The following is a 13,709-nucleotide window of genomic DNA, read 5'->3' on the forward strand; positions in this document are numbered from 1 at the left end:
GACGCGTTCCACTACGGCATTCGCTCGACCGCCTGCAAGGACGGATCCATCTTGTCCCAGGCATGGCCGTGGCTCGTGTAGGTCACCATCTGCGGGCTGAACTGTTCCGGATCGTCGAGGCTGGCCGCGTGGACCACTATCAGCTCGGGCATGGCGACGGGTATCAGAAAGACCGGCGTTCCGCAGGTTGGACAGAAGGTGTGGATTTTTTCATTGCCGCTGGCGCCCGCCACGCGCCAGGTGCTCACCTCCCCGGTGATGGCCATATCGGCACGTTGGCCGAAGGTCAGGTAGGATCCGTGGCCGGTGCCTGAGCGCTTCTGGCAATCGCTGCACTGGCAGTGGTTCTGGAAGATCGGCTCGTCATTGGTTTCGTAACGGATCGCGCCGCATGCGCAGCCGCCGGTATAACGCTTGGTCATTGTCATTCTCCACGGGCCTGATTCTGCTTGAGGTCGCAGCATCAGGCCGATTTCGGCTTGGCGAAAATGTCGATGCCGCTGCCGGTTTCGAGGAAAGATTTCAGGCTCGACAGCACCGCCGGCCAGCCCTGGCTGACGCCCTTCGCCATGCCGCTGCCGGCTTCGAGCTCGTCATGGCTGACGGTCAGCCGCACCATGGTGTCGTATTCCTCGATGGCGAACGTCACCCGGCTGGTTTTCGACGGATCGTCGGCCTGCGAAGCATTCGCCCAGGTGATGACAAGGCGGGTCGGCGGCGAAATCTCGACGACCTTGCCGACGAGCTCTACGGTCCGTTCGTCATTGGCGCGGATATGTTCCCATTTCGAACCCGGCGTCCATTCGGAGACGTTCTCGTGGCCCCAGTAGCGCTTCGCGATCTCGGGCTTGATTATGGCCTCGAACACCTTCTGCGGCGTCGAGCGGATATAGGTCACGTAGACAAAGCTGGTCGTTTCCCTGGTCATCGGTCTTCTCCTTCGAGTTCTTGCTTCAGGTCGTGCAGCAGGCTGAGCCGCTGCCGTTCGAATTTCCGTACCCAGCGCTCGTAGACTTCGTGCAGCGGCACGGGATTGATGAAATGCAACTTTTCGCGGCCGCGCTTGACCGTGCTCACCAGATTGGCCGCCTCCAGCAGGTCGAGGTGCTGGGTGGCGGATTGCCTGGCCATGTCCAGATGGTCGCAAAGCTGACTGAGCGTCTGCCCGTTCTGCTCGCACAGAAGGTCAAGCAGCCTTCTGCGTGTCGGATCGCCCAGCGCTTTGAAAACCTTGTCGGCGTCCATCTGCCTCACCTTGTTGTAGGCACAATATGCAGGTAAATACCTGCATGTCAACCGGCAATCCGACCCGCGTTGAATGACCGCTCGTCGGCACGGCTCCGCACCCGGCAACTGCGCCAGGCAGATCACCGTGAAATCGCGGAGCAAAGAGATGTAAAATGGGCCTGCGGGGCTTCAAACGCCGCCAGGCTTTATCCGATTTTGAGCATGATCTCCGGTGAAACCGGAATGACTTTCTTCGGAACTATGCTTGCAAGGACCTCAGGCGCCCTCGACCAGGACGATTTCGCCGTCGGCGACCTTCTGACGGATGGCGACGGCGCGCTGGTATTCCGGCGAATGGTAGCAATCATGCGCGGCGGCAAGCGATTCGAACTCTATGATGACGTTGCGTGCGCGGCCGGGCCCTTCGGCCTTTTCATGCTCGCCGCCGCGCGCCAGGAACTTCGCACCGAAGCGCTCGAAGGCAGGCCTGGCGGCGGCGACATAGTCCTTGTAGCCTTCCGCGTCGCGCACATCGACACGGGCGATCCAGTATCCCTTGGGCATTTTCTTGGTCTCCGAACTTGTTCTTGGAAATCTCAGGCCGAGCGCATCTCGTCGAGGATGGCTTCGGCCGCTTCCCGTTTGTTGGCCGCAGCAATGATCGGCCGGCCGACGACGAGGTGGCTGGCGCCGTTGCGGATCGCCTGGCCCGGCGTCACGACGCGCTTCTGGTCGCCATGGTCGCTGCCGGCCGGCCGGATGCCGGGCGTCACCACCGCCATGTCGGGCCCGACGATGTGGCGCACCGCCTCGGCCTCCGCGGCCGAGCAGACGATGCCGCCCATGCCGGCATGCAGCGCCTGTTCCGAGCGCCGCAGCACCAGCGTATGCGGGTCGTACTCGTAACCGACATCGATCATGTCCTGCTCGTCCATCGAGGTCAGCACGCTGACGGCAAGCAGGCAAAGGTCGCTGCCTCTGGCCGCCTCTACGGCGGCCTGCATAGCCTTCGGATAGGCGTGGATGGTCAGCATGGTCATGCCCATCTTGACGATGTTCTCGACGCCCTTGGCCACCGTGTGGTCGATGTCGAGCAGCTTCATGTCGAGGAAGACCTTGGTGCCGCCGCTGGTCAGTTCCCTGGCGAAATCGAGCCCGCCGGCGAAGGCAAGCTGGTAGCCGATCTTGTAGAAGGAGACGACGCCGTCGAGTTCGCGCACCGCCTGCTCGGCTTCTCTCACTGTCGGCACGTCGAGGCCGACGATCAGCCTTTCCTGCATGGATCGGGCCTGCAAGGTGCTGGCAATCATGTCTCTATCCGGGTGGACAGCATGCGCGAGGTTTCGATCAGCGTGCGGCATAGATGCTCCATCGATTTGTACAGTCTTTCGTCACGGAAATTGCCGTCCTCGTCGAAGGCGCTGCCACCCTCGGGCACCGAGCATTCCGGCGTCACCACCTCCATCTGGCAACGTACCAACACGGCGCGCAGATGGTTGATGCAGCGGATGCCGGCAAAGTGCCCGCTGGAGGACGAACAGAGGCCAACGACCTTGCCGGCAAGTGGCCTCACCGGCCGCCCGCCATCCCTGCGCACCCGGCTCACCCAGTCGATCGTGTTCTTGAGCAGCGGCGGAATGGAGCCGTTATATTCGGGCGTGGCGATCAGCAGCCCGTCATGGGCGATCACCAGACGGCCGAGTTTCTGGGCGTTTTCGGGAACACCCTTTTCCTTTTCCAGATCCTCGTCCAGGATCGGCAAGGGATAGTCGGCAAGCGAGATGCGGGTCACCTCGGCGCCTTGCATGGCAAGTTCCTTCTGCGCCACGTCGGCTGTCCTGCCGCTATAGGCGCCGCTGCGCACCGAGCCGGCGAAGACGAGGATTTTCGGGATCACTGCCATTGGCCACCCTTGCTCCCGGACAGGTACAGCCAAGGACCGAGCAAATCAACGCCAACTTCGTCATCCCTGGGCGAAGCTCCGTCATGGAGACCCTGGAATCCATTCCGTGACAGCTATCCAGGAGTGCAGCGGAACAGAATTCTGCGCCGTAGCGGCGCTCGGAAGTCGCGGCATGGATCCTCGGGTCTGCGCTGCGTCGCTACGCTCCTTGCTCCGCCCGTGGATGACGAAGCGAGGGACGTTCCCGCCATTGCCAAGGTATGCGGTGAGCACTGGCGATCCGCGAACAACCCCGCGCCGAGAAATTAATGCGCTTCGCGGCGGTAGATCCACAGTTGGGTCGGCGGGATGTTGCGAAGGATGAAATCGAAATGCTTGACCGTATAATTGCCACGGCCGGCCGGGATCGGCGACATCGGGCCGTAGGTCAGCTGCACGATCGGCCGTCCGGCCGGGATGCGGTCGAGCAGGCTCTCGATATAGGCAATGCGCTGGGCGACCGGGAAGTTGAGCAGCGGCACGCCGGAAACGACGGAATCGAAGATCATCCCGCTCTTGTCGCCAAGCGTGGCGTTGAGATTGAAGGCATCGCCCTCGATGACGTTGACGCCGGGATAAAGCCGCCGCAGGTGACGAACGAAATCCGCGGAATACTCGACCGCGTAGAGGTTTTCGGGCCGGACCCCCTGGGCGAGGATGGCGCGGGTGATGACGCCGGTACCGGGGCCGACCTCAAGCACCGGCAGGCCGGATTTCGGATTGACGATCGAGGCCATTTTGCGCGCGGTGACCGAACTGGTGGGCACGATCGAACCAACCGCCTTCGGCTTGTCAATCCAGCCCTTGAAGAATTTGAGTTCGTCGTCGAACTTTTCGACAAGCGCCTTCCGCAGTCCAGGGCCACGTGTCATGCAAGCTCTCCTCAGCGCTCCCCGCAAAGTTACTTAGCACCTGAGCGGTGCTAGGCAAGGCGCGGCCGGACGCATGTCGTGGATAAGATAATTTTCGTCGCGTCTCAAGGGGTGACGCGATTCAAGGATTTACGCGTTGCAAATCGGCTTAGGCTGGCCAAAGTGCATCAACGTTCGCCAAAGGACTCGAAAAAATCCTTCATGCGGGCAAAAAAGCCGCTCGATTGGGGCGAATTGTCCTGCGAGGAGAGCTGTTCGAACTCCTCCAGCAGCTCACGCTGGCGGCGGGTCAGGTTCTGCGGCGTCTCGACCGCGGTCTGGATGTAGAGGTCGCCGACATTGGGCTGACGCAGCACAGGCATGCCCTTGCCCTTGAGACGGAACTGGCGCCCGTTCTGCGTGCCCTCGGTCACCTTGACCTTTGTCTGCGTGCCGTCCAGCGTCGTCACCTCGAAGGAGCCGCCAAGGGCGGCCGTCGTCATCGAGATCGGCACCTTGCAATACAGGTCGGCGCCGTCGCGTTGGAAGAACTCGTGCGGTTTGACCGCCAGGAAAATATAGAGGTCGCCCGATGGCCCGCCGCGCAGGCCGGCTTCGCCCTCATTGGCAAGGCGGATGCGGGTGCCGTCCTCGATGCCGGCCGGGATGTTGACCGACAGCGAACGCTCCTCGGTGACGCGGCCCTGGCCGGCGCATTTCGGGCACGGATCCTTGATTGTCTGGCCGCGCCCCTGGCATTGCGGGCAGGTCCGCTCGATCGAGAAGAAACCTTGCGTGGCGCGCACCTTGCCGTGGCCGTTGCACATCGAGCAGGTGACGGGCTGGGTGCCGGGCTTGGCGCCGCTGCCCGAACATTCAGAGCAGGAGATCGACGCCGGCACCCGGATCTGCGCGGTCTTGCCGGCAAAAGCCTCTTCCAGGGTAATTTCCATGTTGTAGCGCAGGTCGGCGCCGCGTTCGCGGCCGCCCGACGAACGGCGCTGGCGCCCGCCCATCATGTCGCCGAAAATGTCCTCGAAGATATCGGCGAAACCGCCGGCGCCAAAACCTTGCGCGCCGCCATTCATGCCGCCCTGTTCGAAAGCGGCGTGGCCGAAGCGGTCGTAGGCCGCGCGCTTCTGCGGGTCTTTCAGCGTCTCGTAGGCTTCGTTGATTTCCTTGAACTTGTGCTCGCAGGAATGATCGCCGGGGTTGCGGTCGGGATGGAACTGCATGGCGAGCTTGCGGAAAGCGCTCTTGAGCTCCTTCTCGTCGGCGCCTTTTTGGACGCCCAGCGTCTCGTAGAAATCAGCTTTCATTTTTTCCCGCTGTCCGGATGCTCAACGTCTTGAAGCATTGTTGCGTCTCTTGCCGGCACTGACGCTTCGATTTAGGTGCGATGGAAGGGGGATGCCAGTGTCGACGCGGCTTTGCCTGCATTTTTTCAGCAAGGCCCGCTGTTTTTCTGCAAGGGGTTGCAAAAAAGCCCGGCCTTCGCCGGGCTTTTCGCTTTATCTTGCCGTCAAACGGTTCAGGCCGACTTCTTCTTGTCGTCATCCTCGTCGATTTCCTCGAAATCGGCGTCGACAACGTCACTGTCCTTGGCGGCATCCGCCTTGGCGTCGGCTTCCGCCGCTTCCTTCTGCGAAGCCTCGTACATGGCTTGGCCAAGCTTCATCGAAGCCTCGGCAAGCGCCTGGCTCTTGGCTTCGATGTCGGCCGGGTCGTCGCCTTCGGTCGCGGTCTTCAGCGCCGCGATCGCGTCGGATATCGCCGTGCGCTCGCCTTCCGAAACCTTGTCGCCATATTCCTTCAGTGACTTCTCCGAGGAATGCAGCAGCGCTTCGGCCTGGTTGCGGGCCTCGACCAGCGCACGCCGCTTCTTGTCGGTCTCGGCGTTGGCCTCGGCGTCCTTGACCATCTTCTCGATGTCGGCGTCCGAAAGACCGCCCGATGCCTGGATGCGGATCTGGTGTTCCTTGCCGGTGCCCTTGTCCTTGGCCGAAACATTGACGATGCCGTTGGCGTCGATGTCGAAGGTGACCTCGATCTGCGGCACGCCGCGCGGCGCCGGCGGGATGCCGACCAGGTCGAACTGGCCGAGCGCCTTGTTGTCGGCGGCCATTTCGCGCTCACCCTGGAAGACCCGGATGGTCACGGCCGACTGTGAGTCCTCGGCCGTCGAGAACACCTGGCTCTTCTTGGTCGGGATCGTCGTGTTGCGCTCGATCAGGCGGGTGAACACGCCACCCAGCGTCTCGATGCCGAGCGACAGCGGCGTCACGTCGAGCAACAGCACGTCCTTGACGTCGCCCTGCAGCACGCCGGCCTGGATGGCGGCACCGAGAGCGACGACTTCATCCGGATTGACGCCCTTGTGCGGCTCCTTGCCGAAGAACTGCTTCACGATCTCCTGGATCTTGGGCATGCGGGTCATGCCGCCGACCAGGACGACTTCGTCGATCTCGCCGGCCTTCAGGCCGGCATCCTTCAATGCAGCCTTGCAAGGGGCAATCGTGCGCTGGACCAGGTCGTCGACCAGCTGCTCGAACTTGGCGCGCGTCAGCTTCAGCGTCAGGTGCTTCGGCCCGGTCGCGTCGGCGGTGATGAAGGGCAGGTTGATTTCGGTCTGGGTGGTCGACGACAGCTCGATCTTGGCCTTTTCAGCCGCCTCCTTGAGGCGCTGCAGGGCAAGCTTGTCGTTCTTCAGGTCGATGCCCTGTTCCTTCTTGAACTCGGCCGCCAGATATTCGACCAGGCGCATGTCGAAATCCTCGCCGCCGAGGAAGGTGTCGCCATTGGTCGACTTGACTTCGAACACGCCGTCGCCGATTTCGAGCACCGAAATGTCGAACGTGCCGCCGCCAAGGTCATAGACGGCAATGGTCTTGCCTTCCTTCTTGTCGAGGCCATAGGCAAGCGCTGCCGCGGTCGGCTCGTTGATGATGCGCAGCACTTCAAGGCCGGCGATCTTGCCGGCATCCTTGGTCGCCTGGCGCTGGGCGTCGTTGAAATAGGCTGGAACGGTGATGACCGCTTTCTCGACCTTTTCGCCGAGATAGGCTTCCGCCGTCTCCTTCATCTTCTGCAGGATCATGGCCGAAATCTGCGAGGGCGACTGCTTCCTGCCGCCGGCTTCGACCCAGGCATCGCCATTGTCGCCCTTGACGATCTTGTAGGGGACAAGCTTCTTGTCCTTCTCCGTCACCGGATCGTCATAGCGGCGGCCGATCAGGCGCTTGACCGCGAAGATGGTGTTTTCAGGATTGGTGACCGCCTGGCGCTTGGCCGGCTGGCCGACCAGACGTTCGTCGTCGCCCGAGATGGCGACGATGGAAGGCGTCGTGCGCGCGCCTTCCGCATTCTCGATCACCTTGGGCTCCTTGCCATCCATGATGGCGATGCACGAGTTGGTGGTGCCGAGATCGATACCGATTACTTTTGCCATTTTTCTAGTCTCTCCGCTAAGCAGGCTCTCAGGACCCGTACAGGCGTTCCGACGAAAGCCCCTGTTCACAAGAAATCCCGTTCCGGCAACCGGCATTCCGGCGCCGAACGGCTTGGCGCGTATATAAGAACAGGCGGCATCGCGCGCAAGCATTCTGCGCAAGGCTTCCATGAACCTTTCCACCTCCGCCTGCGACTGATCTCCAGGTGCCGCATGGTGCGGCCCGGAAAGGAAGCCCCCCATGACCAATAACCCAGAGGCTCCCAGGTCTCCGGGAACAACAGGAGCTCGGCGCGACCACCGCCTTCGGGACGAGGTCGATGCGCTGGGCTTTCTGTTGATTCCGTTGACCCTGCGTAAGAGCAGGCGTATCGTCATCTTGAGGAAAGCAGACAATTCGATCAGGGAAGAACGAGCCGGACCGCCGCGCCTTGCCCTGATTTGCGCGGCCAGACCCGACGTTCTCCCGTCGACTACGGGGGGTAGTGTCATGTCTCGCATCCGCGGCTCGTTCGTGTCGTCTCTTGATGGCGGCTTGCGCCGCACTGTGCATCCAGGCGGGTTGCTGGCGCTGGCATTCGGCCTGTGGCTGGGCGCCGCCCAGGCGCAGGAAACCCGGATCATCTATCCCGGTTCGATGGCGGTGACCGGATTCTCCGGCACCATCATTCCCAATTTCGACCCCCCTGATTCCGAAAAAGGGGGCTTGCCGCCCGGCGTCGATCCGGTCGACGAAACCTTCATCGACACCACGCGCGCTACCTTGCGCGTGTTCGACGTCTCACGTCTGGGTGGGCCAGCCTCCGGCCAGCTCGTCAACACGCCACCGCCCTTCGAGGTGACGGCGGAGCAGGTCGGCCAGGTGTTCGGCGTCACCTACGATGACGGCATGCGCGACGGCGTTCCATCGGGCATTCCCAATCTCTATGCCGGCGCCACCTCGCTGCACGGCATCCGTATCGTAACCCCGGACGCCGACGATGACGGCCGTCCCGAGCGGCAGCGCCGCGGCGCTGCCGGCGCCACCTTCATGGATGGCCAGTTCGGCACCGAAAACGGCGGCGGGCCGGGCACCGTCTGGAAGATCGACGGCATCACCGGCCAGGTCTCCAAATTCGCCGACATCGACACCAACAGCGGTCCCGGCATCGGCAATCTCACTTTCGACGCCACTCACCGCGAGTTCTTCGCGTCCGATCTCGATACCGGCCTGATCCATCGCATCGACGCCGAAGGCAGGCTGATCGACAGCTTCGATCACGGCGTTGCCGGCCGTCCCGCGCATGGGCTTGCTCCAGTCGCCGACGATGGTTCGGTGATGGACATAAAGGGCGCGGCCTTCGACAGCGAAGACCCCGACAGCTGGGGCTACACGCAGGATGAGCGCCGCGTCTGGGGCGTCTCCTACCATGGCGGCCGGCTCTACTACTCGGTCGGCGAAAAGTCGGAAATCTGGTCGGTGGGCATTGCCCGCGATGGCAGTTTTGCCGGCGACCCGCGCTGGGAACTGACGGTCAAGGCCGACAAGGACTACGCCGTCACCGACATCGCCTTCGACAATAGCGGCTTCATGTACCTGGCCCAGCGCGGCCCAGTCGAGAACCGCTACGACTACAGCCAGTTCGCCGATTCCGGCAAAGGCGAGGTCATCCGCTACTTCAGAGAGAACCCGGACGATCCGGAAACGGAATCGGTCTGGGTCGAAGTGCCGCAGGAATATGCGGTCGGTTTCCCGCAGGACAACCGGCAGTCGGCCGGCGGTCTAGACCTGCAATATGGCTATGATGCCGACGGCAATCTCGACACGTCTGTGTGCACGCAGACGCTGGTCAACACAGGCGACAAGCTGCGCGACAATCCTTCACTCGCCGAACAGCTCGCCGCCGGCGGGCCACTGGCCGTGCATGGCGTGCAGATCACGCCGAAAGAGCTGGTCAAGCCGGCCAACGTGCCGCCCTTCGGCTCCTGGTTCGTCGATTTCGACGGTTATTTTGAAGACCCGGAGGTCGAGGGCCATGTCGGCGACGTTGCCGTCTGGCGCCCTTGCGAAGGCCGCGCCGGCTATTACGAGGAAATCCCGGGCGGCTACCTGCCCCCCTTCTACCCGCCGGATTTCCCACCACCCGGCAACCTGCCCCCGTGCATCGATGTCGAGGATATCAGGTATTACTGTACGCCTCGTGGCCTCCAGGCCGATCTCTATCTCCATGACCATGCCGGCTTCGGCGGCGATTCGATCAAGGCCCAACCTTCGAATGAGACAAAGTCCAGGACGCCAGGCGTCGGGGTGACATCATCCCAGTCGCATGCGCCCGGCAAGCCTTACACGGTCGACATCACCGGCCATTATCCGGGCGACAGAGTGGATGTTGGACTTTGCTTCTACAGGAAGTCCGACAAGGACAAGGGTGGCTACTACCCTTGCTGCAAGATGATCTTGCCGCTCCGAACCCCAGCCGTCAGCTGCGAACGTTGAGGAGGGGAAGATGAAAAATCTCGCACTCTCCCCGCTCGCAACCAACACTCAAGAAACCGTCATGGAGACGATCATGAAACCCCTGTCATACGCCAGGCGCGGCGCGCGCTGGCTGATGGCGGCCGGTATCGCGGTCGCCATGTTCACCCCTGTGGCAAGCCACGCGGAAGACGCCGCCCCGATCACCCCGGAACTGAGGCTCGATCTCGACAATTCGAAGATCGTCAATCCGAGGCCGGAGCGGGCGGTGCCCTTCTTCACCAAGAAAGGCACCCAGCGGAGCTGCGACTATGTCGTCTACTCCCTGAGCTTTGGCCTGCGCGGCGATGCGCAAGCCTTCGCCGACCTGACAGCCTTGCTGAAAACGCTCAAGATCGAGTTCAAGGACCAGCTTCCACACGGCCTTTCGATCGTCAGCGCGAATGTGTCGGGCGACGGCACGGACGCTTCGGGCGGACCATTGCCCGGCGTTTCGATCAGCACCTCGGCCGGTCCGAACGACACGGCAACGGTGTCCAATTTCCGGCTCTCCGCCGCTGATCTCGACGGCGCCGGTGCCGCCAATGAACGCGTCATCAACTTCCAGATCACGGCCAAGATCGACCATGCGGCGTTTCCTTCGCCGACCGTGATCGACAACCAGGGTGTGATCAAGGTCAGCAACGGAGCCGGCCCTGGGACCATTATCCCGTCGCAGGATCCGGGCAAGCCCGACGATGGCGACTACAAGTCCGGGGCCAAGACCTCGATCAAGATCGACCTCACCAACTGTGATAAGCGGCCACCGCCTCCCGACCGGGAATGCTTCAAGGTGGAACGCGGCACGGTGGACTGCGTGCCCGGCGGCGGCGCCTTCATCTACCATATGCCGGTCGGCCCGGAGATGGGCGGCAAGTGGGTGCAGGTGTCGACGACCACATCAGGCGTCACCATCATCCCCGACACCCAGTTGGTGCCGGCGGGCGGCGGTGTGCTCAACTGGAAGATCGTCGGCGCATCGCCCGGCGACGTCATCCACCTCATCGTCACCGGCATCGAAACCTATGCCGGTCCGAAGGAAGGCTGGGGCCTTTGCTGCACGCAGACGATCGACATCGTCATCCCGCGTGACCAGAGGTGCCCGCCCAAGGACAAGGAGCCGGACCTCAAGGTCGAGAAACGCGCCGACGTGACGCGTTGCACGATGGGTGGCGGCTGCGACTTCACCATCAGGGTCACCAATGTCGGCACCGGTGCCTACCACGGCAAGATCGTGCTCGACGAGGTGACGCTGCCGGCCGGATCGACGCTCGATTCAGGACCCAATCCGCCCTGGGTCTGCGTACCCGGCGCCACCCCGATGATTTGCACCTACCCAGTAACCACGCTCAATCCGGGGGCCTCCGTCAACCTCAAGCTCGGCTTCAAGCCGGCCGGAGGCTGGCAAGGCAGCGTCTTGCGTAACTGCGCCACCTATAATTACGGCGCCAGCGGCAAGCCGCTGTTCGGCAGCCAGTCGAACGATCGCGGCTGCGCCTCGATCCCGATCTGCCGGCGTGGCGATCGTGACCGCGACTGCCGGCCGCCGGTCGAGAAGAAGGTCGACCTGATCCTGAAGAAGCGTGCCCGCGTCCCGGTCTGCACGGCCGACGGCATCTGCCACTTCGTGATCGACATCATCAACAACGGCACATCGACTTATAACGGGCCGCTGACGGTGATCGACAGCTACCCGGCCGGCGCGCCGGCCTCCTCGACCTTCGGCCCAAGCCCGCCATGGACCTGCGTACCGACAGGTCCCGGCCTGTTCCGCTGCGACCATGCGGGCATCTCGCTGCCTCCGGGCGGCTCGACGCCGATCGTCGTCAAGGCGGTCATGCCGGCCGGCTACCAGTCGGACACTGTCGAGAATTGCGCGACGGTGAAGCCCATCCCCGGTGAAAACGATCTCACCAACAACAAGGCCTGCGCAAAGGAACGCTTCCGTCATCCCAATGGCGGCAAGCCGACCTTGCGCATCACCAAGGTGTGCAACGGCTCGCTCGCCGGCGCTGCGGTCATCTCTTGCCGCATCACCGTCATCAGCCTTGGCACCGCTGCCCCCACCGGCCCGGTGCGGGTCAACGATGCCGCCACGCTGGTTGCCGGCGGCGCGCCTGTCCAGATCCAAACCGTCACCCCTGACGGTGCGGAATGGGCGTGTGGACCGGTTCCGGCCAACGCGCTGTCGTGCCAGATTCCCGGTGCCGTCATGGTACCTGGAACCAGCCGCCACTTCGACGTGACGGTCTCGGCCAATGGCGCGTTCGAAAACTGCGCGCGCGGCTCCTATGGGCCGGCACCGGGCGACGATGTCGTCTATCCCTTTGGCCAGGCCTGCGCCAAGGGCGGCGGTTCTTCGACCATCCGTGTCGAAAAGACCGGCGACCGTGAATGCAGGCTCGGCCAACCCTGTTCGTTCGAGATCACCATCACCAATGACGGAACGACCCCCTTCTCCGGGCCGGTCCGCATTGGCGATGCGATCGGCGTGGAGGGTCTCGGCAGGCTGGAAGGCGTTGAGATCACGTCGATCGATCCGCCCTTTGGCTGTTCGCCGGAACCGGCAATCTTGCCACTATCCTGCATTGCCAATTTGTCGCTCGGCGCCGGCGAAAGCCGGGTGCACCATGTCACCGTGGTCATTCCCGACGACGGTCGCCTGGCCAATCTGCAGGGCAATGTCAGCGGCCAGAACTGCGTCGGCGTGCTCTCTCCCGACACACGGGTGCAAGGCGGTGGCGACGTGCTTTCCGACGACCAGGCCAACATCGAGGGCGATCGCGGCAAGGCCTATGCCTGCCATCCCTTCACCATTGGCCAGGAGACGAAGAAGGAATGCTCGCAAGGCTTCGTCATGAACGATGCCGGCCGCTGCGTTTGCCCGGAAGGCACCACCTACCGCAACGGCCAGTGCTCGCCGGGCGGTGGTATCGTGCCGAAGCCGGAACAGCCGAAGCGCTGTGTGCTGCTCGAAGGCCAGATCCGCACCGAGGACGGCCGTTGCGTCTGCCCACGCGGAACCGGGCTCGAGAACGGCAGATGTGTCAGGACCGACAAGCCCGAGCAGTGCACCATCCGTGGCCAGGTCCACAATGCGGATGGCGATTGTGTCTGCCCCAGGGGAACCGAGATCAGGGGCAATGCCTGCCGCCCGATCCAGCCAAAGCCTGAGCAGTGCACGATCCGTGGTCAGGTTCACGACGCGGATGGAGACTGCGTCTGCCCGAGAGGGACCGAGGTGCGCAACGGCGCCTGTCGTCCGATCCGGCCAAAGCCTGACCAGTGCACCATCCGTGGTCAGGTCCACGACACCAACGGCAATTGTGTCTGCCCGAGGGGTACCGAGGTGCGGGGCAATGCCTGCCGGCGCAAGCAGCCGGCGCAAGAGCAATGCGACATACGCGGCCAGGTCCACAACAAGCGTGGCGAGTGTGTCTGTCCGCGTGGGACGCAGGTGATCAACGGCGCATGCCGCAAGCCCAGACAGGAGGTGGAATGCGCACCGGGCTCGCAGATGATCAATGGCCAATGCCAGCCGATCATCAGGCGGCGCTGCCCGGAAGGCACGATCGGGCGCTATCCGAACTGCCGGCCCGTCCGCGGACAACCGTCGCTGGAGCTCAACCCCGGCCTGCTGCTGCAGCAGGTATTGCCACGGCGCAGGCCGCAGGTCGAACAGCAACAGGATCCGGTTCCAGACAGAATCCTGAAACTCCAGCAGCAATAACCACTGCTCGACACGAA

The 13,709-nt window shown here is 63.1% G+C and carries 11 protein-coding genes; 2 read left to right on the plus strand and 9 right to left on the minus strand.

The genetic code is table 11. The features are described 5' to 3' along the window. Window positions 1-11: 11 nt before the first annotated feature. The 9 genes from NKJ00_RS04425 to dnaK all read right to left on the minus strand — a co-directional run bounded on the left by NKJ00_RS04425 (window position 12) and on the right by dnaK (window position 7,468). On the minus strand, window positions 12-422 hold the full coding sequence (locus NKJ00_RS04425) for a GFA family protein (RefSeq protein ID WP_023814191.1): 411 nt from the start codon (window positions 420-422) through the stop codon (window positions 12-14). 41 nt (window positions 423-463) lie between these two features. Next, on the minus strand, window positions 464-928 hold the full coding sequence (locus NKJ00_RS04430; protein ID WP_013528593.1) for an SRPBCC family protein: 465 nt from the start codon (window positions 926-928) through the stop codon (window positions 464-466). After that, on the minus strand, window positions 925-1,245 hold the full coding sequence (locus NKJ00_RS04435; protein ID WP_127321643.1) for an ArsR/SmtB family transcription factor: 321 nt from the start codon (window positions 1,243-1,245) through the stop codon (window positions 925-927). The genes NKJ00_RS04430 and NKJ00_RS04435 overlap by 4 nt, the downstream gene beginning before the upstream one ends. A gap of 258 nt (window positions 1,246-1,503) precedes the next feature. After that, window positions 1,504-1,791: a DUF1330 domain-containing protein gene (locus NKJ00_RS04440; RefSeq protein WP_292636273.1), complete on the minus strand. Its 288-nt coding sequence runs from the start codon at window positions 1,789-1,791 to the stop codon at window positions 1,504-1,506. Between the two features lie 32 nt (window positions 1,792-1,823). Continuing rightward, a complete protein-coding gene (pyrF, locus tag NKJ00_RS04445; protein ID WP_352628915.1) occupies window positions 1,824-2,537 on the minus strand; it encodes an orotidine-5'-phosphate decarboxylase in 714 nt (237 codons plus the stop codon). Further along, window positions 2,534-3,130, minus strand: a complete 597-nt coding sequence (locus NKJ00_RS04450) for an NADPH-dependent FMN reductase (protein ID WP_127266740.1) — start codon at window positions 3,128-3,130, stop codon at window positions 2,534-2,536. Before NKJ00_RS04450 ends, pyrF begins: the two co-directional genes overlap by 4 nt. 305 nt (window positions 3,131-3,435) lie before the next feature. After that, window positions 3,436-4,041, minus strand: coding sequence for a phospholipid N-methyltransferase PmtA (gene pmtA, locus NKJ00_RS04455; protein WP_023810874.1), 606 nt, complete (start codon window positions 4,039-4,041; stop codon window positions 3,436-3,438). Between the two features lie 167 nt (window positions 4,042-4,208). Further along, window positions 4,209-5,339 carry a molecular chaperone DnaJ gene (gene dnaJ, locus NKJ00_RS04460; protein ID WP_013528587.1) on the minus strand — a complete coding sequence of 377 codons (1,131 nt, stop codon included), beginning with the start codon at window positions 5,337-5,339 and terminating at the stop codon, window positions 4,209-4,211. Between the two features lie 212 nt (window positions 5,340-5,551). Further along, on the minus strand, window positions 5,552-7,468 hold the full coding sequence (dnaK, locus tag NKJ00_RS04465) for a molecular chaperone DnaK (RefSeq protein ID WP_023810872.1): 1,917 nt from the start codon (window positions 7,466-7,468) through the stop codon (window positions 5,552-5,554). Between the two features lie 490 nt (window positions 7,469-7,958). Here dnaK and NKJ00_RS04470 point away from each other — a divergent pair, with 490 nt between their 5' ends. Together NKJ00_RS04470 and NKJ00_RS04475 are read left to right on the plus strand one after the other, a co-directional pair. Further along, the gene (locus NKJ00_RS04470; RefSeq protein ID WP_352628918.1) at window positions 7,959-9,944 is read left to right on the plus strand and encodes an NHL repeat-containing protein; all 1,986 of its coding nucleotides are present in this window, start codon (window positions 7,959-7,961) and stop codon (window positions 9,942-9,944) included. A gap of 10 nt (window positions 9,945-9,954) precedes the next feature. Beyond that, window positions 9,955-13,692 (plus strand): DUF7929 domain-containing protein, encoded by a 3,738-nt coding sequence (locus tag NKJ00_RS04475; RefSeq protein WP_352628920.1) that lies wholly within the window; start codon window positions 9,955-9,957, stop codon window positions 13,690-13,692. Window positions 13,693-13,709: the final 17 nt, after the last annotated feature.

The organism is Mesorhizobium sp. M0227, assembly GCF_040321855.1.
In the GTDB taxonomy this organism is placed as follows: domain Bacteria; phylum Pseudomonadota; class Alphaproteobacteria; order Rhizobiales; family Rhizobiaceae; genus Mesorhizobium.